This window comes from Pigmentiphaga litoralis (assembly GCF_048632615.1).
In the GTDB taxonomy this organism is placed as follows: Bacteria; Pseudomonadota; Gammaproteobacteria; order Burkholderiales; family Burkholderiaceae_B; genus Pigmentiphaga; species Pigmentiphaga litoralis_B.
This window is the reverse complement of record NZ_CP184479.1, coordinates 731,257-751,317: the sequence shown is the minus strand read 5'-3', so window position 1 is coordinate 751,317 and position 20,061 is coordinate 731,257. Positions and strand designations below refer to the sequence as shown.

10 protein-coding genes, 2 tRNA genes, 3 rRNA genes and 3 pseudogenes are annotated in these 20,061 nt (G+C 60.7%); 11 read left to right on the top strand and 7 right to left on the bottom strand.

The features are described 5' to 3' along the window. Positions 1-274: 274 nt before the first annotated feature. From ACNANG_RS03355 to ACNANG_RS03330, 6 genes are all read left to right on the top strand, one after another. Positions 275-1,801 (top strand): 16S ribosomal RNA (locus ACNANG_RS03355). Positions 1,802-1,859: 58 nt separating this feature from the next. Continuing rightward, positions 1,860-1,936: transfer RNA gene (locus ACNANG_RS03350), tRNA-Ile, on the top strand. A gap of 68 nt (positions 1,937-2,004) precedes the next feature. Further along, positions 2,005-2,080 (top strand) — tRNA-Ala (locus ACNANG_RS03345). 302 nt (positions 2,081-2,382) lie between these two features. Beyond that, positions 2,383-5,262: ribosomal RNA gene (locus tag ACNANG_RS03340) — 23S ribosomal RNA — on the top strand. A gap of 204 nt (positions 5,263-5,466) precedes the next feature. Further along, a 5S ribosomal RNA gene (rrf, locus tag ACNANG_RS03335) occupies positions 5,467-5,579 on the top strand. The 16S, 23S and 5S rRNA genes sit together here with 2 tRNA genes alongside, the layout of an rRNA operon. A 427-nt stretch (positions 5,580-6,006) precedes the next feature. After that, the gene (locus ACNANG_RS03330) at positions 6,007-6,372 is read left to right on the top strand and encodes a hypothetical protein (protein ID WP_420225984.1); all 366 of its coding nucleotides are present in this window, start codon (positions 6,007-6,009) and stop codon (positions 6,370-6,372) included. Between the two features lie 265 nt (positions 6,373-6,637). Here ACNANG_RS03330 and ACNANG_RS03325 read toward each other — a convergent pair. The 4 genes and pseudogenes from ACNANG_RS03325 to ACNANG_RS03310 form a co-directional block, all read right to left on the bottom strand. Next, positions 6,638-7,459 (bottom strand): annotated as a pseudogene (locus ACNANG_RS03325) (UDP-2,3-diacylglucosamine diphosphatase); the annotation flags it as partial. Between the two features lie 103 nt (positions 7,460-7,562). Further along, positions 7,563-8,492: an esterase/lipase family protein gene (locus tag ACNANG_RS03320; RefSeq protein WP_420225983.1), complete on the bottom strand. Its 930-nt coding sequence runs from the start codon at positions 8,490-8,492 to the stop codon at positions 7,563-7,565. Positions 8,493-8,852: 360 nt separating this feature from the next. Then, the gene (locus ACNANG_RS03315) at positions 8,853-9,536 is read right to left on the bottom strand and encodes a Fe2+-dependent dioxygenase (RefSeq protein ID WP_420225982.1); all 684 of its coding nucleotides are present in this window, start codon (positions 9,534-9,536) and stop codon (positions 8,853-8,855) included. A 17-nt stretch (positions 9,537-9,553) separates the two neighbouring features. Beyond that, positions 9,554-10,427: pseudogene (locus ACNANG_RS03310) on the bottom strand (tetratricopeptide repeat protein). Between ACNANG_RS03310 and ACNANG_RS03305 the strand changes: the two are divergent. After that, entirely contained in the window at positions 10,369-10,563 is a 195-nt protein-coding gene (locus ACNANG_RS03305; RefSeq protein ID WP_420227691.1) for a hypothetical protein, read from the top strand. The pseudogene ACNANG_RS03310 and the gene ACNANG_RS03305 sit on opposite strands and share 59 nt — an antisense overlap. 268 nt (positions 10,564-10,831) lie before the next feature. On the opposite strand, the gene ACNANG_RS03300 is transcribed toward ACNANG_RS03305, so the two are convergent. Both ACNANG_RS03300 and ACNANG_RS03295 read right to left on the bottom strand, forming a co-directional pair. Then, positions 10,832-13,099 carry a TonB-dependent receptor gene (locus ACNANG_RS03300; protein ID WP_420227436.1) on the bottom strand — a complete coding sequence of 756 codons (2,268 nt, stop codon included), beginning with the start codon at positions 13,097-13,099 and terminating at the stop codon, positions 10,832-10,834. A gap of 386 nt (positions 13,100-13,485) precedes the next feature. Next, on the bottom strand, positions 13,486-13,953 hold the full coding sequence (locus ACNANG_RS03295) for an RDD family protein (protein WP_420227435.1): 468 nt from the start codon (positions 13,951-13,953) through the stop codon (positions 13,486-13,488). Positions 13,954-14,518: 565 nt separating this feature from the next. On the opposite strand from ACNANG_RS03295, the gene ACNANG_RS03290 reads away from it, so the two are divergent. Genes ACNANG_RS03290 through ilvC form a run of 3 tightly spaced genes read left to right on the top strand, consistent with a single transcriptional unit; the run spans position 14,519 to position 17,786 of the window. Beyond that, on the top strand, positions 14,519-16,234 hold the full coding sequence (locus ACNANG_RS03290) for an acetolactate synthase 3 catalytic subunit (RefSeq protein WP_420227434.1): 1,716 nt from the start codon (positions 14,519-14,521) through the stop codon (positions 16,232-16,234). Between the two features lie 9 nt (positions 16,235-16,243). Beyond that, complete coding sequence (gene ilvN, locus ACNANG_RS03285) at positions 16,244-16,735, top strand: acetolactate synthase small subunit (RefSeq protein WP_420225981.1); 492 nt, start codon at positions 16,244-16,246, stop codon at positions 16,733-16,735. Between the two features lie 34 nt (positions 16,736-16,769). Then, positions 16,770-17,786: a ketol-acid reductoisomerase gene (gene ilvC, locus ACNANG_RS03280; RefSeq protein ID WP_420225980.1), complete on the top strand. Its 1,017-nt coding sequence runs from the start codon at positions 16,770-16,772 to the stop codon at positions 17,784-17,786. A gap of 146 nt (positions 17,787-17,932) precedes the next feature. Here the strand turns inward: ilvC and ACNANG_RS03275 are convergent, their stop codons facing one another. Further along, positions 17,933-18,856: a helix-turn-helix domain-containing protein gene (locus tag ACNANG_RS03275; RefSeq protein WP_420225979.1), complete on the bottom strand. Its 924-nt coding sequence runs from the start codon at positions 18,854-18,856 to the stop codon at positions 17,933-17,935. Between the two features lie 214 nt (positions 18,857-19,070). Between ACNANG_RS03275 and ACNANG_RS03270 the strand changes: the two are divergent. Continuing rightward, positions 19,071-19,520: pseudogene (locus ACNANG_RS03270) on the top strand (TonB-dependent receptor plug domain-containing protein); the annotation flags it as partial. Positions 19,521-20,061 lie beyond the last annotated feature (541 nt).

Below are 20,061 nucleotides of genomic sequence, written 5' to 3'. Positions count from 1 at the left end.
AGCAGTACAGAATTTAGCAGTACCGTAATTGGCAGTACCCGTTCTTTAAAAATTAAACAGCCGATAAGTGTGGGCACTTGAAGCCAGTGCGCGTGTCACGCGGCGCGATCTTCGGATTGTGCAAGCGACTAGCCCAATGAAATCAAGTGCTCATAGAAGTAAATTTGTAGGAAGGATCATATCCAACCTTCAAGTTCTTTGAGAGTACGCAGCGAACGTGCCGCGACGTAGGGTCTTCGGATCTGAAGTCGTAGTACACAAATAGTTAGAGATTAAACTGAAGAGTTTGATCCTGGCTCAGATTGAACGCTAGCGGCATGCCTTACACATGCAAGTCGAACGGCAGCACGGGGCAACCTGGTGGCGAGTGGCGAACGGGTGAGTAATGTATCGGAACGTGCCCAGTAGCGGGGGATAACTACGCGAAAGCGTAGCTAATACCGCATACGCCCTACGGGGGAAAGGGGGGATCGCAAGACCTCTCACTATTGGAGCGGCCGATATCGGATTAGCTAGTTGGTGAGGTAAAGGCTCACCAAGGCTTCGATCCGTAGCTGGTTTGAGAGGACGACCAGCCACACTGGGACTGAGACACGGCCCAGACTCCTACGGGAGGCAGCAGTGGGGAATTTTGGACAATGGGGGCAACCCTGATCCAGCAATGCCGCGTGTGCGAAGAAGGCCTTCGGGTTGTAAAGCACTTTTGGCGGGAACGAAACGGTGCCGGATAATACCTGGCGCTACTGACGGTACCCGCAGAATAAGCACCGGCTAACTACGTGCCAGCAGCCGCGGTAATACGTAGGGTGCAAGCGTTAATCGGAATTACTGGGCGTAAAGCGTGCGCAGGCGGTTCGGAAAGAAAGATGTGAAATCCCAGGGCTCAACCTTGGAACTGCATTTTTAACTCCCGAACTAGAGTATGTCAGAGGGGGTGGAATTCCACGTGTAGCAGTGAAATGCGTAGATATGTGGAGGAACACCGATGGCGAAGGCAGCCCCCTGGGATAATACTGACGCTCATGCACGAAAGCGTGGGGAGCAAACAGGATTAGATACCCTGGTAGTCCACGCCCTAAACGATGTCAACTAGCTGTCGGGGTCTTCGGACTTTGGTAGCGCAGCTAACGCGTGAAGTTGACCGCCTGGGGAGTACGGTCGCAAGATTAAAACTCAAAGGAATTGACGGGGACCCGCACAAGCGGTGGATGATGTGGATTAATTCGATGCAACGCGAAAAACCTTACCTACCCTTGACATGTCTGGAATCCCGAAGAGATTTGGGAGTGCTCGAAAGAGAACCGGAACACAGGTGCTGCATGGCCGTCGTCAGCTCGTGTCGTGAGATGTTGGGTTAAGTCCCGCAACGAGCGCAACCCTTGTCATTAGTTGCTACGAAAGGGCACTCTAATGAGACTGCCGGTGACAAACCGGAGGAAGGTGGGGATGACGTCAGGTCCTCATGGCCCTTATGGGTAGGGCTTCACACGTCATACAATGGTCGGGACAGAGGGCAGCCAACCCGCGAGGGGGAGCCAATCCCAGAAACCCGATCGTAGTCCGGATTGCAGTCTGCAACTCGACTGCATGAAGTCGGAATCGCTAGTAATCGCGGATCAGCATGCCGCGGTGAATACGTTCCCGGGTCTTGTACACACCGCCCGTCACACCATGGGAGTGGGTTCTACCAGAAGTAGTTAGCCTAACCGCAAGGAGGGCGATTACCACGGTAGGGTTCATGACTGGGGTGAAGTCGTAACAAGGTAGCCGTATCGGAAGGTGCGGCTGGATCACCTCCTTTCAGAGCGAATAGCGCTCTGGTCTTCAAAGTGTCCACGCTTATCGGTTGTTGCAGTGTTGGGTCTGTAGCTCAGCTGGTTAGAGCACCGTCTTGATAAGGCGGGGGTCGTTGGTTCGAGTCCAACCAGACCCACCAGATCTTCTGGCAAGACCAGAACGGCACTGTAGGCATACAAAACAGTTTTACGGTTAGCGCAAGTCCCTGGGGGCGTAGCTCAGCTGGGAGAGCACCTGCTTTGCAAGCAGGGGGTCCACGGTTCGATCCCGTGCGTCTCCACCAACATCCTTTCGCGGGATGCCAAAGAAAGCGACTTATCTCAAAACTCAATTTTAAGTGTCGCGAGTCGATGCTTAAAGCTGAGCTTTGGCTCAGTAGTTTGATGTACCGAATTTGGCTGTTTTGTTCTTTAACAATTTGGAAGAAGCACAACAATAAAGTGTGCTCAGCACGCAGGTTAAGAGCCTGTGGAGTATTTGCTGAGCAAACGGGTTGTGATTGCATTATTAAGTTTTAAAGAGTTCTCATGCTTTAAAACGCACAAACGCTAGAATTACTAGAGACTATAGCCGCTACGGTTATAGGATCAAGCGACTAAGTGCATGTGGTGGATGCCTTGGCGATTACAGGCGATGAAGGACGTAGTAGCCTGCGATAAGCTACGGGGAGCTGGCAAACAAGCTTTGATCCGTAGATTTCCGAATGGGGAAACCCACAGCTTCGGCTGTATCGCATACTGAATACATAGGTATGCGAGGCGAACCGGGTGAACTGAAACATCTCAGTAGCTCGAGGAAAAGAAATCAACCGAGATTCCGAAAGTAGCGGCGAGCGAAATTGGATCAGCCTTTGCGATTTAGCTTCAGTGATAGGGGAACAGTCTGGAAAGTCTGGCCATAGCAGGTGATAGTCCTGTACCCGAAATTTCTGATGTGGAACTAGGCGCAAGACAAGTAGGGCGGGACACGTGTAATCCTGTCTGAATATGGGGGGACCATCCTCCAAGGCTAAATACTCGTAATCGACCGATAGTGAACCAGTACCGTGAGGGAAAGGCGAAAAGAACCCCGGAAGGGGAGTGAAATAGATCCTGAAACCGCATGCATACAAACAGTAGGAGCGGACTTGTTCCGTGACTGCGTACCTTTTGTATAATGGGTCAGCGACTTACATTCAGTGGCAAGCTTAACCGAATAGGGAAGGCGTAGCGAAAGCGAGTCCGAATAGGGCGACTAGTCGCTGGGTGTAGACCCGAAACCAGACGATCTATCCATGGCCAGGTTGAAGGCACGGTAACACGTGCTGGAGGACCGAACCCACTAATGTTGAAAAATTAGGGGATGAGCTGTGGATAGGGGTGAAAGGCTAAACAAGTCTGGAAATAGCTGGTTCTCCCCGAAAACTATTTAGGTAGTGCCTCAAGTATTACTCCAGGGGGTAGAGCACTGTTATGGCTAGGGGGTCATGGCGACTTACCAAACCATTGCAAACTCCGAATACCTGGAAGTACAGCTTGGGAGACAGAGCACCGGGTGCTAACGTCCGGACTCAAGAGGGAAACAACCCAGACCGCCAGCTAAGGTCCCCAAATATTGCTAAGTGGGAAACGAAGTGGGAAGGCATAGACAGTCAGGAAGTTGGCTTAGAAGCAGCCATCCTTTAAAGAAAGCGTAATAGCTCACTGATCGAGTCGTCCTGCGCGGAAGATGTAACGGGGCTAAGCAATATACCGAAGCTGCGGATGCGTGGATCATATCCATGCGTGGTAGGGGAGCGTTCTGTAAGCCTGCGAAGGTGTCTTGTAAAGGATGCTGGAGGTATCAGAAGTGCGAATGCTGACATGAGTAGCGATAAAGAGGGTGAAAGGCCCTCTCGCCGTAAGTCCAAGGTTTCCTACGCAACGTTCATCGGCGTAGGGTGAGTCGGCCCCTAAGGCGAGGCAGAGATGCGTAGCTGATGGGAAGCAGGTTAATATTCCTGCACCATTGTTTAATGCGATGGGGGGACGGATCGCGGAAGGTCATCAGGGTGTTGGAAGTCCCTGTTGCTGCATCATAGAAGGCGCTTAGGCAAATCCGGGCGCGTAATTCAAGGGTGTGGAACGAGCGAACTTGTTCGCGAAGTGATCGGAAGTGGTTCCAAGAAAAGCCTCTAAGCTTCAGTTAAACAAGACCGTACCGCAAACCGACACAGGTGGACGGGATGAGTATTCTAAGGCGCTTGAGAGAACTCAGGAGAAGGAACTCGGCAAATTGATACCGTAACTTCGGGAGAAGGTATGCCCTGGTAGCGTGATGCGCCTGCGCGCAAAGCGTGAAAGGGTCGCAGATAATCGGTGGCTGCGACTGTTTAATAAAAACACAGCACTCTGCAAACACGAAAGTGGACGTATAGGGTGTGACGCCTGCCCGGTGCCGGAAGGTTAAGTGATGGGGTGCAAGCTCTTGATCGAAGCCCCGGTAAACGGCGGCCGTAACTATAACGGTCCTAAGGTAGCGAAATTCCTTGTCGGGTAAGTTCCGACCTGCACGAATGGCGTAACGATGGCCACACTGTCTCCTCCTGAGACTCAGCGAAGTTGAAATGTTTGTGATGATGCAATCTACCCGCGGCTAGACGGAAAGACCCCATGAACCTTTACTGTAGCTTTGCATTGGATTGTGAATCGGTCTGTGTAGGATAGGTGGGAGGCGCTGAAGCGAGGTCGCCAGATCTCGTGGAGCCAACCTTGAAATACCACCCTGATTTATTTGCGGTTCTAACCTTGGTCCGTTATCCGGATCGGGGACAGTGCATGGTGGGCAGTTTGACTGGGGCGGTCTCCTCCTAAAGGGTAACGGAGGAGTTCGAAGGTACGCTAGGTACGGTCGGAAATCGTGCTGATAGTGCAATGGCATAAGCGTGCTTAACTGTGAGACTGACAAGTCGAACAGGTGCGAAAGCAGGACATAGTGATCCGGTGGTTCTGAATGGAAGGGCCATCGCTCAACGGATAAAAGGTACTCTGGGGATAACAGGCTGATACCGCCCAAGAGTTCATATCGACGGCGGTGTTTGGCACCTCGATGTCGGCTCATCTCATCCTGGGGCTGTAGCCGGTCCCAAGGGTATGGCTGTTCGCCATTTAAAGAGGTACGTGAGCTGGGTTTAAAACGTCGTGAGACAGTTTGGTCCCTATCTGCCGTGGGCGCTGGAAATTTGATGGAGCCTGTTCCTAGTACGAGAGGACCGGAATGGACGTACCTCTGGTGTACCGGTTGTCATGCCAATGGCATTGCCGGGTAGCTATGTACGGAAGAGATAACCGCTGAAGGCATCTAAGCGGGAAACTCGTCTAAAGATAAGATTTCCCGGGGGCTTGACCCCTGAAGGGCCGTTCGAGACCAGGACGTTGATAGGTCAGGTGTGGAAGCGCAGTAATGCGTTAAGCTAACTGATACTAATTGCCCGTGCGGCTTGATCCTATAACCCTGGCGGTTGTAGTGTTCAGTGCACGCAATCACAAAGTCACGACGCCAGCGCGTCGTGCACCTCAGACGCTCCCAAGCGCGTCTGAGGACCCACACACTCGAATCTGTTGTGCTTCTTTCCAAATTGGGCGACCTGGCCTCAAGCCTCACCGTGCGACCGCACCGTGACCCGCTTGCCAGCGAGCCAACAAGTTAATGCCTGACGACCATAGCAAAGTGGTACCACTCCTTCCCATCTCGAACAGGACAGTGAAACGCTTTTGCGCCGATGATAGTGGACGGACGTCTGTGAAAGTAGGTCATTGTCAGGCTAGTTATACCCAGAACCCCTCGTAGCGAATGCTGCGGGGGTTTTGCTTTTGGCGGACGGATCGCGACGAATGCCTTCCGACGGGCGTTTCGATGCCGAGGTTTCGATGCTGATGTCTCATCGCAGGCGCCTCATCGCAGACATCTCATCGCAGGCGCCTCATAGCGGACGTCTCATAGCGGACGTCTCATAGCGGACGTCTCATAGCGGACGTCTCATTGCAGACGTCCATTGCAGACAACTCATCGCAGACGCCTCATTGCGGACGTCCCGTGGTCGACGTCTTCCCCCTTTCGCTGATAGAACGCTGACATCCCAGGTCAGCGAGTATTGTCAGCACGTTGATATTCTGCGTCTCATCCGATCACCCGTTGTTGCGCTTCCAAGCCGCCCGACCCGGCGCCTTGCCTGCACACCAGGAGCTGTCCATGAGAACCCAGATCCACACTTCGCCTTCGACCCGTCTCTTCAACCCCTGCACTATCGATGCAGCCGCCACCCTGGCCAGGCAAGCTCAGCGCGACCGGGTCGTTGCGCGTCGCATTGGGGATGCGCCTGATGTGTTGGCGGCGATCGAGGCGGCCTTCAGCCGGGTGGTCGCGCAGCGCGAAGGTTGGCTGGGACAAGATGCGTACGCCGCCACGTTGTCGGCGTTCAAGCGGGACTTCGGCATGTCGGTGTCAGACTCTTGGGACACGCTGTGCCACTGGCCGCTGAGCCGTGCCACGCAAGTGCTGCATTACCTGAACGGGCGCTATGCCGAAGCGCTGGGACGTGCGCCGGAAACGTGCTGACGCGTTGGAGGCGGGCGATACCGGTAGATCAGGCGTCCGCCGTTTCGCGGCTGCAGTGTGCGGAAAGGACCGGGTCTAAAGGCAGGACCGCGCTAACAGGCAGGACCGGGTCTAAAGGCAGGACCGCGCTAACAGGCAGCACCGGGTTTACGGGCGATGCTGGGTGTGCGGGCAGGACCGATTTGGCTGGCTGGACCGGGTGTGCTGAAACAGCGGGAAGCGCCGGGTTGAGGTGATCCGCGTCATCCTCGTCACCCTGGCTTGCGCCGCAGGCATGAACCGCGGAAGGTAAGGCGGGCAGTTCCAAGGCGCGCTGCCGGCGGGATTTTGCTGGCGCCGCCTCCTGCTGCAGGGCATCGGTCCAGAACAGCAACTGCAGCTTGCCATCCTGGTCTTCCACCAGGGCGGACAAGCTCTCTACCCAATCCCCGTCATTGCAGTACAACAGGCCGTCGATCTCGCGCATCTCGGCTTTGTGGATGTGGCCGCACACTACGCCGTCATAGCCCTGGCGGCGCGCTTCACTGACTAGCACCTCTTCGAAGTCAGTGATGAACGACACTGCATTCTTGACGCGGTGCTTCAGGTACTGCGACAGCGACCAGTAGTGGAGGCCCATGCGGCGGCGCACGCGGTTGAAGTGCAGGTTCAGCCAGAGCGTGAAGGTATACAGCGTGTCGCCCAGATGCGCGAGCCATTTGCTGTGTTGGATGACGCCATCGAACTGATCGCCATGCGTGACCCAAAGCCGTCGGCCGTCCGCGGTGACGTGGACGGCGTCTTCCTGGACTTCGATGTCGCCGAAAGCGTAGCCCACGAACTGCCGGGCGAATTCGTCGTGGTTGCCTGGGATGAAGACGACGCGGGAGCCTTTGCGGGCCTTGCGAAGGATCTTTTGCACCACGTCGTTGTGCGTGCGCGGCCAAACCCAGTTCTTGCGCAGTTGCCAGCCGTCGATGATGTCGCCGACCAGATAAATGGTGTCAGCGTCGTTGTGCTTGAGGAAGTCGAGCAGGTGCGCGGCATTGCAGCCGGCCGTGCCCAGATGCAGATCCGAGATCCAGATTGCCCGCCAGTGGGTCGGCATCGTATGAGTCACCTGACAGTCCCCCTTTCCATGACTAGCATGGGACCACGACGCGGTGACCGCATTGTGACCAGAGGATGTCCGTACCGTGACAGCCGGAGCGCTAGCCCGCCGAAGCCGTGCCGCCCGAGGCGGGGGCAAGGGCGTCAAGCCGCGCCGCGATGTAGCTGCGGGCGGCCGGATGGTACATCAGCCGCATGTGTCCGACCCGTTCGCAGACGAAGGTGTGCGCGCCTGGAAGCAGCGCCTGGTCGAGGGGCGACACGATGTTGTCGTGGCGGGATGCGACACAGGAAAACAGGCCGGGATGGTGAACCGGCAGGGCGGCGTTCAACTGCGTCAGCCACGGGCCGTCGGGCACCATTTCGGTCGCGCAAATGCCGCGGCCCATGCGGGCGTGGTAGGTGCCTCGATGCGGGGTCGCGATCGTGATGACGTGTCTGATGGGCGCGTGCGGATCGTGGCGCAGGGCGGCTCTGGCGGCCAGGCCGCCCATGCTGTGCGCGATGATGATGACGTCATCGACCGAGGCGCGATGACACAGGTCGCGGGCGCCGGCCAGGACCTGCTTGCCGAAGTCGTCGATGCTGGCTTGTGGGGGCGACAGGTCGATGGCGTCGACGGTATAGCCCAACGAACCCAGCCACCCGAAAAAGCCCCGCCACACACCGCGATTGCAGCCGTAGCCGTGAACCAGAAGAATCGCGCCGCGCGATCGAGCGGGTACCACCGCGCGCCAACCGCCGCGCCACGGAATGTCGAGGTACATGTTGCGCAGGGAGATCACGACTTCGCCAGGCCACGCGCGCAAAAAGCCACGGGGCACGGCGCCGCCTTGCCGATGGCTGAGGCGCCAAGCCAATAGAAATCCCGCACCGACGATGACGGCGTGTATGAGGACTGCTATCAGTACGCTGGCAACGATGGCTGCAAGGAGGGACAGGCCGAGGCCTTCCATCAATGCCGTCGCGACCAATGCGCCCAGCACGAGCACGCCGATCAGAAAATAGCGCAGTCCGGTGGCCATCGTCATGCTGGCACCGTCATGAGACGCGGATGCAGACCGATTGCCATCGTCATGCTGGCACCGTCATGAACAGCGGATGCTGGCCGATTGCCATCGTCATGCTGGCACCGTCATGAGACGCGGATGCAGACCGATTGCCATCGTCATGCTGGCACCGTCATGAACAGCGGATGCTGGCCGATTGCCATCGTCATGCTGGCACCGTCATGAGACGCGGATGCAGGCCGCTTGCCATCGTCATGCCGGCACCATCTTGAACCGCGGATGCAGACCGGTTGCCCGGGGGCACACTGGACCCGTCAAGCAACACGACGCCCGGCCGGTGTGCAACAGCCGCTGAGCGATGCAGCGTGCAGGGCCGGCTCATCACAGCTCGGCCCATCGCCGCAGCAGGTTGTGATAGATGCCGGTCAACTGGATGACCGCCGGGTCGCTCTGGCCTTTTTCGGTGGCGAGTTGCTGGATGGTCTGGTCGAGCTGAAAGAGCGTGCCGCGGTCGGCGTCGGACCGGATCATGCTCTGGATCCAGAAAAAGGAACTGACCCGCACGCCGCGCGTGACGGGGGTGACGTGGTGCAGGCTGCTGGCGGGATAAAGCACCATGTCGCCGGCCGCGAGTTTGACGCGCTGGCTGCCGAAAGTGTCTTCGATAGTCAGTTCGCCGCCGTCGTAGTCTTCTGGCGCTGACAGGAAAAGTGTTGCCGACAGGTCGCTGCGGATGCGGAAGTTGCTGCCGCGCAGGGTGCGCACGCCGTTGTCGATGTGATTGCGGAATTCGTGGCCGCCGGCATAACGGTTGAAGAGCGGCGGGAAGACTTTGAGCGGCAGGGCGGCGGCGATGAAGAGGGGGTTGGCGCCCAGGGCGTCCAGGATGGCGTCGCCGACCTGTCGGGCAACGGGCGACCCTTCGGGCAGCTGTTCATTGCGTTTGGCCTGCGCGGACTGGACGCCGGACGTGGCGTTGCCGTCTATCCATTCGGCGGCGTCGATGGCCTGCCGATACGTGGCAACCTGGTTGGAAGTCAAGACCTGCGGAAGATGCAGCAGCATGGCGGGTCTAAGCAGCTTCAGGCGTCGGGCGCGGCCGGGGTCCGCGTGCCGGCGTTACTGGCGGAGGAAGATGCGGAAGACTTGGCAGCGACCGCGGACGACCCTGCGGAGGAATCTGCATCTCCCGCGCCAGACATGGCCGCCGCCCGCAGCATGCGCGATTCAAACCAGCTGCTCAGGGCCTGGAATTCAGGATGTGGCGATTGCTGCAGGAAGTCGCGGGTCTTTTCCAGGAAGGCAACGGTGGCCGTGTCGGGCACGCGGCGCAACCAACGGACGGCCTCGTCCATGCGGCCGCGGTCGGCAAGCAGGCGGGCGGCGTTGAACTGGCCGCGGAAGTCGCCGCCGTCGGCCGCGCGCAGGTAATAGTCGAGTGCGATGTCGATGTCGACCTCGACTTCCCAGCCGTCTTCGTAGAAACCGCCCACGATGTTCATCGACTTGGCATGGCCAAGCGCCGCGGCTTTGCCGAGCCACTCAAACGCTTCCTTGCGATCCGCATCCACACCGGCGCCCAGGGCCAGGGCAGTTGCATAGTTGTACATGCCCCAGTCCAGGCCAGCCTGGGCCGCCAGGCGGTGCCAGTAGGCGGCCATGACGTCATTGGGCGCGACGCCCCGGCCGTGCTGGTAGCACTGGCCCAGCAGATTCATGGCCATGGGGTCATCCTTGCGGGCGGCGCGCTTGAACCAGAAAACGGCTTGTTCCGGGTCCCGTTCCACGCCCCGGCCGTCCAGCAGCATCTGGCCGTACACGACCTGGGCCTGCGCGATCCCGCCTTCCGCGGCAGCATGGAGCCAGGCGGCGGCGCGGTTCGGGCGGGCCGGCCAGAATGGCGGCCAATTCTTCGGGGGTGACGGCGTTGATGTCTTTGGGGGTGACCGGGGGCATGCAGTGTATGGCTGAAAATGTCGGAATGTATGGCGGAAAAGATCCGAAGAAAAAGGATCCGGCGAACAAAAACCTGGCGGAAAAAACCGGCTCGTCGCCGGTACAGGATAAACCACGTGACGACTTCTTGCGGTGACACGCAAGCGGACAGTACCGCAGTGCCGAAGTACCGGAGTGCCGAAGTTCCCGTGCTGCGTGCCCGTGCCAAGGCCGCCCGGTCCGCCCCTTCCTCGAAGGGCAGCATTGAAGCGCAGCATCGAAGCGCGGCATCAAAGCGCGGCATCAAAGCGCGGCATCGAAGCGCCACCCCCAAGGGCGGCGCCAACCCCCAGCGACCGCCCCCTGTGCCATCAATACCTGAAGTTGACCAAGGGCGGCGCCGATTGCCGGCACCGCCCCCGCAGTCAATACCTGAAATTCAAGCTGGCAATCGCAGCTCGGCCGTTGCCTACCGACGCGTAATGCGTGCTGTAGGTAGACGTGTAGTAGAACTTGTTGGTCAGGTTCAGCACGTTCAACTGCGCGGTCAGGTTGCGGTTGATGCGGTAGGTGGCCACGGCATCGAAGCGCAGGGCGCCTGGAATGTAGCGGCGCACGGCGGCCGCCGAGCCGTATTGTTTGCCGGTGTAGAACGCGCCGCCGCCGATCGACAGATCGGGCAGGACGTTATAGGTCGACCACAGGCTGAAGCTGTGTTCCGGCGTATTCGGGAATTCCTGGCCGACCGCCCCCTGGTTGGCAAGCACAGGACCGTTGTCGGTGATCTTGCTTTTCAGGAAGGTATAGCCGCCGAACACCTGCCACTTGTTGGTGATGTTGCCCGACGCCCCCAGTTCGAAGCCGTTGATGGATCGGCCGCCGCTCATGGAATACGTGTTGTCGGGGTTGGTGACCCGGGCGTTGGTGGTCTCTATGCGGAACACCGCGGCGTTGACGGCCAGGTTGTTGTTCAGCAGATTCCACTTGGTGCCGAATTCCAGCGACTTGTTCTTTTCCGGCGCCAGGTCGGCCGCGTTCAGGCCCACGTTGCCTCGGCCCGGCGTGATGCCGTTGTCGCCAGCGCCTTCGGTCAGGTTGGACCCGACCGGCGTGGACGACGTCGCGTACGAGGCGTATACGCTGCCATTGGGCGCGGGCTTGTAGATCAGGCCCAGCTGGTAATTGAACAGGGTATCGTCCCGGCGGGCGTTGGTGCCCTGCGGTGTCGTGCCTGCCGTGTTGTTGTAGCGGGTACGGTAGTCGTCAACGCGCAGACCGATGTTGGTCAACCACTGGTCCGACCACTTGATGGTGTCGAAGCCGTAGATCGACGCGGAGGTCACCCGCGCCGTCACGGTCTTGTCCCCAGGGGTGATCGTGCCGGTCCAGGGATCGTTGGGATTCGGGTTGTACAGGCTGGCGCAGTTGTAGCCCGACACCGCGCCCGATCCCACCGCACATGCATTGGCCGCGCCGCTGCCTGCGCCGCGGGTGTTGATGATGTAGCTGCCGACGTGGCTTTCTTCACGCGAGAACTCCACGCCGGTGGTGAAGCTGTGTTCGACGCCGAACAGTTCCTTCTTGCCGTAGATCTCGGTCTGGTTGGCGATGCTGTCGGTATCGCTGTTCCGGGTGTTGGCGCGGCGCCAGACCAGGCCACGGTTGACGTTGCCCTGGCTGTCGTCCGGCTGGGTGTAGACATAACGCTGGGTGGCGTCGGTATAGCGCGTGGTGTTGCGGATGTGCAGGCCGTTGTCGAAGTCGTGTTCGATGCGGGCGGTGGCGATGTCGGACCGCGTCTTGCGAAAGTCGCTGTTGGCCAGGCCGTAGAAGTTGTGGCGGTTGACGCTGACCGGGCTGATCTCGGTCACGCCCGCGGGGATGCTGGCCGCGGTGCCGTAGCGGAACGGGATGCCCGAATCGGGCAGGTCGTCCGTCTGCATGTGGTAATAGCTCAGGATCACGCGGGTGGGCGAGTTCAGGCCCAGCGTCAGTGTCGGGGCGATGCCCCAGCGCGACACGTCCACGGCGTCGCGGCCCGGCACATCGGCGTCGTGGGCCATGGCATTCAGGCGAAAGGCGGCGTTATCGCCCAGGCGCCAGTTGCCATCCACCGTTCCGCGCTTGTAGTTGTCGGTGCCCAGTCCCAGGCTGCCCGAGACGAAGTTTTCGGCCTTGGCTGTCTTGCTGATCAGGTTGAGGCTGCCCCCCGCGCCGCCCCGGCCGCCATACGCGCCGTCCGGCCCCTTGGTGACTTCGATCTGTTCCAGGTTGAACACTTCCCGCGACGTCGCGCCAATGTCGCGCAGGCCGTCGATGAAGGTACTGGCCTGGGCGTCGTAGCCGCGAATGAATGGGCGGTCGCCCAGCGGGTTGCCCCCTTCACCGGCGCCGAAGGTAATGCCTGGCGTCGTGCGCAGCGCGTCGACCAGCGTGCTGGACGCGGTGCTGTTGATCAGTTCCTGCGGAATGATGGTGACCGACTTGGGGGTGTCGACCAATGGGGCGGTGAATTTGCTGTTGGACGATTGCTCGACCTTGTACGGCGCGTCAGCCTGGCCTTCGACCGCGATCGGGGTCAGTTGCGCCGGTTGGCGGGGCGCTTCCGGTGTGGTCTGGGCGCGGGCCACGCCGCCGACGGCCAGCACGCTGCCAAGGGCGGCGGCAAGGGGAACGGCCAAAGGGACGGTCAAGGACTTGGGCCGGGCCGGATCCGGATGATTCACCGTACTTCTCCTGTTTGCTGTGGTGCACGGACGTGCGGGCGCGTCGTCTTCATCCAGGGTCGGAAAGCTGATCCGGCCAGAGGCGACTCGGCCAGGATTTCTTGCGCGTATTCGCAACGAGATGAAGAACGATTCTTATTCGTGCACGAAGCCTAGTACGTACATACTGACGTCATGCTGAACGTATCTGGATTTGGCGTTTCTGCAACACGCGGGTTGGCAGGCGATGAGCACCGCGTTCCAGGAGGAAGTCCATGCGCCTGCGCAAATGACAACGGCACCCTGCAGGTGCCGTTGTCATTCCAGGCGACTTTCCGTCGCCGGCGAAATACGCTGTCGCTTTTGCCAGGGCCTCAACCTTTACTGCGTGGGCGCTTGACCGCCTTGCTCACGATCAACCGGGTGCCGACCAGCCGGTCATGCAGAAACTGGCGGTCTTTGTCGAAGCAGGCCCATACGTACCCGATCCCGCTGAATGTGACCGGCCACGACAGGACGTACCGGACCACTGCCTTCCATAGCGGGATGCGGCCGCCGTTGCCATCCACCAGCCGGATATCCCACGTCTTCATGGGCAGCGTCTGACCTCCCATGCGCCAGCACAAAATGAAGTAGGCGCCGATCGCCACGAAAAGCCAGGCCTGACGTTCGTGACGCAAGGCCAGCGCGTGCTTGCTCTGCGTCAGGGTGTCGAACAGATAGTCCGCCACGAAGACCACGCCGAACAGCAGGATGGCTTCATACATCATGCAGGCAAAACGGGTCCATTTGCCGGGCGTGGGCGCCGCAGCATAGGCGGCCTGGCGCGTGGCGGGAGACATCGCCACGGCGCCGGGCGCGTGGGCGGCGGATTCGCTGGCGGCGGATCGGGTCGTGGCGGGCGGTGCCTTGCCAGTGGCTTTGGAGCGGGGGGCTTCAGACATGGGCCGTACGATACCCGAGAGCAGGGTGCGCATGGAACCACAGGAACCCTTGCCCGCCACCGTTGACGGGCTGCGGCGACTTGACCGCGCTGCAGCAACGCGCTAGCCTTGCGGGCTACCCAAAAACGATACAAATGTGGATGGGTAACCGTCTTTGCGGGCCGCACCCTACCTTGGTGCACCGTGACACGACAACAACCTAGCCCAAGTCCGCGCCACAAGCGCAGTGCCTGGCCCGTCAACCGCGGGATCAGTCCGGTCTTGGCCTTCCGTTTCAACCTTCAGTGCACGTTCCGGTGAACGCGTACCGAGGTCGTCAGGGTGCCCGAGCGGAACGGTTCCGTGAACCGCAAAGCGTCGCCGCATGTTGCCGATACCGGTGCACATCAGGTTTTCCTGCCTTTGGATTCATGGGCAGCACCACCCGGGATGAACGCGCGGACTTTGAATGGACGAAAATCCAATGGAACTCAGTGGCGCAGAGATCGTCGTGCGCGCCCTTGCTGACGAAGGTGTCGAACATGTGTTCGGCTACCCCGGTGGCTCGGTGCTGTACATCTACGACGCGATCTTCAATCAAGACAAATTCAAGCACGTCCTCGTGCGGCACGAACAAGCGGCCGTTCACGCGGCAGACGCCTATTCGCGCTCGTCGAACAAGGTAGGTGTGGCGCTGGTCACCAGCGGTCCGGGTGTGACCAACGCCGTGACCGGGATCGCGACGGCCTACATGGATTCGATCCCGATGGTGGTGATCTCCGGCCAGGTGCCGACGACCGCGATCGGGCAGGACGCCTTCCAGGAAGCCGACACCGTCGGTATCACGCGCCCTTGCGTGAAGCACAACTTCCTGGTCAAGGACGTGAAAGACCTGGCCGATGTGATGCACAAGGCGTTCTACATCGCGCGCACGGGCCGTCCGGGTCCGGTGCTGGTCGACATTCCCAAAGACATCACGGTCGCGCGCTGCAAGTACCAGCCGCCCGGCGAAATCAAGATGCGTTCCTATTCGCCCGTCGTCAAGGGCCACCAGGGACAGATCAAGAAAGCCGTGCAACTGCTGCTGCAGGCCGAACGCCCCATGATCTATGCGGGTGGCGGCGTGATCCTGTCCGACGCCAACGAGGAACTGACCAAGCTGGTGCAGATGGTCGACGCCCCGGCCACGCTGACGCTGATGGGTCTGGGCGGACTGCCCGCGACCGACCCGCGCTACGTGGGCTGGCTGGGCATGCACGGCACGTATGAAGCCAACATGGCCATGCAGCACTGCGACGTGCTGCTGGCGGTGGGTGCGCGCTTCGATGACCGTGTGATCGGCAACCCCAAGCACTTTGCGCAGAACGCACGCAAGATCATCCATATCGATATCGACCCGTCGTCGATTTCGAAGCGGGTGAAGGTCGACGTGCCGATCGTGGGTGACGTGAAGGACGTGCTGCACGACCTGATCGCCCAGTACGAACATGCCATCCGCGAACACCGGCCCGATCCCGAGCGGATCAAGCCGTGGTGGAAGCAGGTGGACGCCTGGCGCGCCAAGGACTGCCTGAAGTACGGCACGTCCGACACGCTGATCAAGCCGCAATTCGTGGTCGAAAAGCTGTGTGAAGTCACGGGCGGCGAAGCCTTCGTGACGTCCGACGTGGGCCAGCACCAGATGTGGGCCGCCCAGTATTACCGCTTCAACAAGCCGCGCCGCTGGGTCAATTCCGGTGGCCTGGGCACCATGGGCGTGGGCCTGCCGTATGCCATGGGCGTGCAGATGGCCAACCCTGGCGCCGATGTCGCGGTGATCACGGGCGAAGGCTCGATCCAGATGAACATCCAGGAACTGTCGACCTGCAAGCAGTACCACCTGTCTCCCAAGGTGCTCTGCCTGAACAACCGCTACCTGGGCATGGTCCGGCAGTGGCAGCAGATCGACTACGGCGGCCGCTATGCCGAGTCCTATATGGACTCGCTGCCGGATTTCGTGAAGCTGGTCGAGGCCTATGGCCACGTCGGCATGCGGATCGAAAAGCCAGGCGACGTCGAGGGCGCGCTGCGCGAATCCTTCAAGCTGAAGGACCGCCTGGTGTTCATGGACTTCATTACCGATCAGACCGAGAACGTCTGGCCGATGGTGAAGGCGGGCAAAGGCCTGACCGAGATGTTGCTCGGTTCGGAAGATCTCTAAGGAGCACGCATGAGACACGCCATATCTGTGCTTCTCGAGAACGAAGCCGGCGCGCTGTCGCGCGTGGTGGGACTGTTTTCCGCCCGCGGCTACAACATCGAAACCCTGACGGTTGCGCCAACCGAAGACGCCACGCTGTCGCGGATGACGATCGTCACGTCGGGGTCCGATGACGTGATCGAACAGATCACCAAGCACCTGAACCGCCTGGTGGAAGTGGTCAAGGTGGTCGACCTGACCGAAGCCCCGCACATCGAGCGCGAGCTCATGCTGATCAAGGTGCGTGCGGTCGGCAAGGAGCGCGAAGAGATGAAGCGGATGGCCGACATCTTCCGCGGCCACATCGTCGACGTCTCGGACAAGAGCTACACGGTCGAACTGACCGGCGACAAAAGCAAGCTCGATGCCTTCATCGACGCGCTGGATCGCACCGCCATTCTGGAAACCGTGCGTACGGGCAGCTGCGGCATTGGCCGTGGCGAGCGCGTACTCAAGATTTGAACATTGCCTACATAGATAAGATTCGGAGCTACCCATGAAAGTTTTCTACGACAAAGACTGCGACCTGTCCCTCATCAAGGGCAAGAACGTTGCGATCATCGGCTACGGTTCGCAAGGCCATGCCCATGCCCAGAACCTGAACGAGTCGGGCGTCAACGTGACGGTCGGCGTCCGCAAGGACGGTCCGTCGTGGGACAAGGCCAAGAACGCCGGCCTGAAGGTTGCCGAAGTCAACGACGCCGTGAAGGGCGCCGACGTGGTCATGATCCTGCTGCCTGACGAAAACATCGCCAAGGTCTACAAGGAAAACGTGGCGCCTAACCTGAAGAAGGGCGGCGTGCTGGCTTTCGCGCACGGCTTCAACGTGCACTACGGCGCAGTCGTTCCGCGCGAAGACATCGACGTCATCATGATCGCGCCGAAGGCACCGGGCCACACCGTGCGCGCGACCTACACCCAGGGCGGCGGCGTGCCCCACCTGGTCGCGGTGTACCAGGACAAGTCGGGTTCGGCGCGCGACGTTGCGCTGTCGTACGCGATGGCCAACGGCGGCGGCCGTGCCGGCATCATCGAAACCAACTTCCGTGAAGAGACCGAAACCGATCTGTTCGGCGAACAGGCCGTGCTGTGCGGTGGTACCGTCGAACTGATCAAGGCCGGTTTCGAAACGCTGGTGGAAGCCGGCTACGCCCCTGAAATGGCGTACTTCGAATGCCTGCACGAACTGAAGCTGATCGTCGACCTGATCTATGAAGGCGGCATCGCCAACATGAACTACTCGATCTCGAACAACGCCGAATACGGCGAGTACGTCACGGGCCCGCGCATCGTGACCGACGAGACCAAGAAGGCCATGAAGCAGGTCCTGAAGGACATCCAGACCGGCGAATACGCCAAGAGCTTCCTGGTGGAAAACCAGGCCGGCGCCCCGACCCTGATCTCGCGCCGCCGCCTGACGGCCGAACACCAGATCGAGGAAGTGGGTGGCAAGCTGCGCGCCATGATGCCCTGGATCAGCAAGAACAAGATGGTCGACCAGTCCAAGAACTGATCATGCCGTGCTGATGGCGTTGACGCTTCCCGGTCGGGGAGCGTTGATGACCGGATCTGGCCGATGGATCAAAAGCCCCGCCCGCGGCAACGCGCGGCGGGGCTTTTGTTTTTCAGGCTGTGCGGGCGCCGCCGGGTGGGCGATGGTCAGTGCGGAGCACCGCGCTGGCTGCGGTAGTCGCTGGGCAACACGCCGAAATGCGCGCGAAACGCCTTGCCGAAGTGGCTGAGGTTGTCATAACCCACGTCGAACGCCACGTCGGTCACGCTGGCGCCACTGGCCAGCCGCTGCGCGGCGTGACGCAGGCGCAGGGCCCGCAGGTGCGCGTGCACGGACGTGCCGACGCGGGCCCGAAAGCCCGACTGCAATTTCTTTTCGGGCAGGCCCACGGCCCTGGCCAGCCGCAGGGCGGGCCAGGCTTCGTTGAAGCGTTCTTCCAACACGGCAAATGCGCGCAGCAGACGCTCGTTCTCGATTGCGGTAAGCGCCGGGGAAAACACCGGCGTGGCCAGCAGATCGATCACGTGCGCCAGCAGTTCGTACGCGCGGGCGCGCCGCCACAAGGCCAGCGCATCGGGGTCGGCAAGCGGGGTGGACGACAGGGAATAGGCCAGTTGCAGCATCGCATGACTGGCCTGGCAGGACACGACAAGAGCGGCATGCGGGTGCGATGGCGCATCGGAGCCAAACCGTGCCATGAGGCGATCCGTCACGGGAAAGGAGGTGAGCCGGCGCAACGCGTCGGCAGACAGCCGCAGGTCGACGATGTGCACGTCGCGCCGGGCCGGCAGGTGCACCTGGGCGCCCAGCACGTCGGAATATTGCGACAGCACCAGCGAACCGGCGCGGGGCCGGCACACAGTGCCACGATCCGATTCGAATCGCGGCGTGCCGGTCAGCAGCACCTGAATGGCGAACACCTGCGTGCCCGGGGCCGGCACGGTGAGTTCGGCGTCTGGCCGGCCGCGCAGCACGGCCAGGCTGATGCCTTCATCCACCCGCGTCACGAACGCGATCGTTTTTCCCAGTCCGGCGTCGCCGGCACGGTGGGCAGGGTCTCGCGCCACCATTCGTGCGGGAGCCGGGCGCGATCTTGCATCAGGGCAGGGTGGGCGGCGTCCAACATGCGTTTGGATACGGGGAAGTGTGGCGCAGCCGCAAGTCCGTCAATCCGCGCCGAAAAACCGTCAACGACGATGGCCGAATCCCGCGATACTCGCTCTGTTTCACAATTGATAATCGTTCTCGTTCGATTTTACAGGCTTTGGCGCCTGGAGGGTATGCATGTTCCACCATCGATTTACCGCTGTCGCCGCCTCGTTGGCGGTGGCTTTCCCGCTGACCGGTATTGCGCAGTCCGACTCTGCGGGTGAGCCGGCCCGGCTGCCCGCCATTCAGGTGGAGGCGGCCGGGTCGCCGCTGGCCGATCCGATGGACACCGGCTACGCCGCCACCCGCGTGCGCTCCGCGATGAAGTCGAACACGTCGCTGCTGGAAACGCCGCAGGCCGTGAACGTGGTGACGCGCACGGAGATGGAACAGCAGGGGTCGGTGTCGGTGGCGCAGGCGTTGCGGTACACGCCGGGGGTGGTGGGACAGTACGGCGATAACGACGTGCGTTATGACTGGTTGACGGTACGCGGATTTACGCCGGCGCGCTATCTGGACGGCCTGGTGCTGCCTTTTGGGGTGCGGGGCTACGCGCAGCCGCGGGTGGAAGTGTTCGGGCTGGAGCGTGTCGAGGTGCTGAAAGGGCCGTCGTCGGGGCTGTTTGGGCAGACCGCTCCGGGCGGCCTGGTCAACATGGTCAGCAAGAAGCCGACTGAAGAACGGCTGCGCGAAGTCGACCTGCAATACGGCAGCTTCGACCGCAAACAGGCCGCCTTCGACCTGGGTGGGCCGATCGACGAGAACCGCGCCGTGCTGTATCGGCTGACGGGGCTGGTCAAGGACAGCGGGACCCAGTACGACTATGTGAAGGACAACAAGGTCTACCTGCAAGGCGGGTTGACGTTCAACCTGTCCGACGCGACACGACTGAACCTCATGGCGCAATACCAGAAGATCCGGTCGCCGGGCGGCGGTGGGGCGCCAGTGCTGCCGCGGGTGGGCACCGTGGTGCCAAGCGCGCTGGGCACGATCGATCGCGGCAGATTTGTGGGCGACCCCAACTACGACCTGTTCACCAACGAACAGAAGATGCTGGGCTATACGCTGGAACATCAGGTGAACGACCGGCTGGGTTTCAAGCAGACGGCGCGTGTGACCCAGGTCG

Excerpts from the sequence above, each read along its gene's own strand:
- ACNANG_RS03330 (WP_420225984.1), top strand. The coding sequence starts at position 6,007 with ATGAGAACCCAGATCCACACTTCGCCTTCGACCCGTCTCTTCAACCCC.
- ACNANG_RS03320 (WP_420225983.1), bottom strand. The coding sequence starts at position 8,492 with ATGACGATGGCCACCGGACTGCGCTATTTTCTGATCGGCGTGCTCGTG.
- ACNANG_RS03315 (WP_420225982.1), bottom strand. The coding sequence starts at position 9,536 with ATGCTGCTGCATCTTCCGCAGGTCTTGACTTCCAACCAGGTTGCCACG.
- ACNANG_RS03305 (WP_420227691.1), top strand. The coding sequence starts at position 10,369 with ATGGCGGCCAATTCTTCGGGGGTGACGGCGTTGATGTCTTTGGGGGTG.
- ACNANG_RS03295 (WP_420227435.1), bottom strand. The coding sequence starts at position 13,953 with ATGTCTCCCGCCACGCGCCAGGCCGCCTATGCTGCGGCGCCCACGCCC.
- ACNANG_RS03290 (WP_420227434.1), top strand. The coding sequence starts at position 14,519 with ATGGAACTCAGTGGCGCAGAGATCGTCGTGCGCGCCCTTGCTGACGAA.
- ilvN (WP_420225981.1), top strand. The coding sequence starts at position 16,244 with ATGAGACACGCCATATCTGTGCTTCTCGAGAACGAAGCCGGCGCGCTG.
- ilvC (WP_420225980.1), top strand. The coding sequence starts at position 16,770 with ATGAAAGTTTTCTACGACAAAGACTGCGACCTGTCCCTCATCAAGGGC.
- ACNANG_RS03275 (WP_420225979.1), bottom strand. The coding sequence starts at position 18,856 with ATGGTGGCGCGAGACCCTGCCCACCGTGCCGGCGACGCCGGACTGGGA.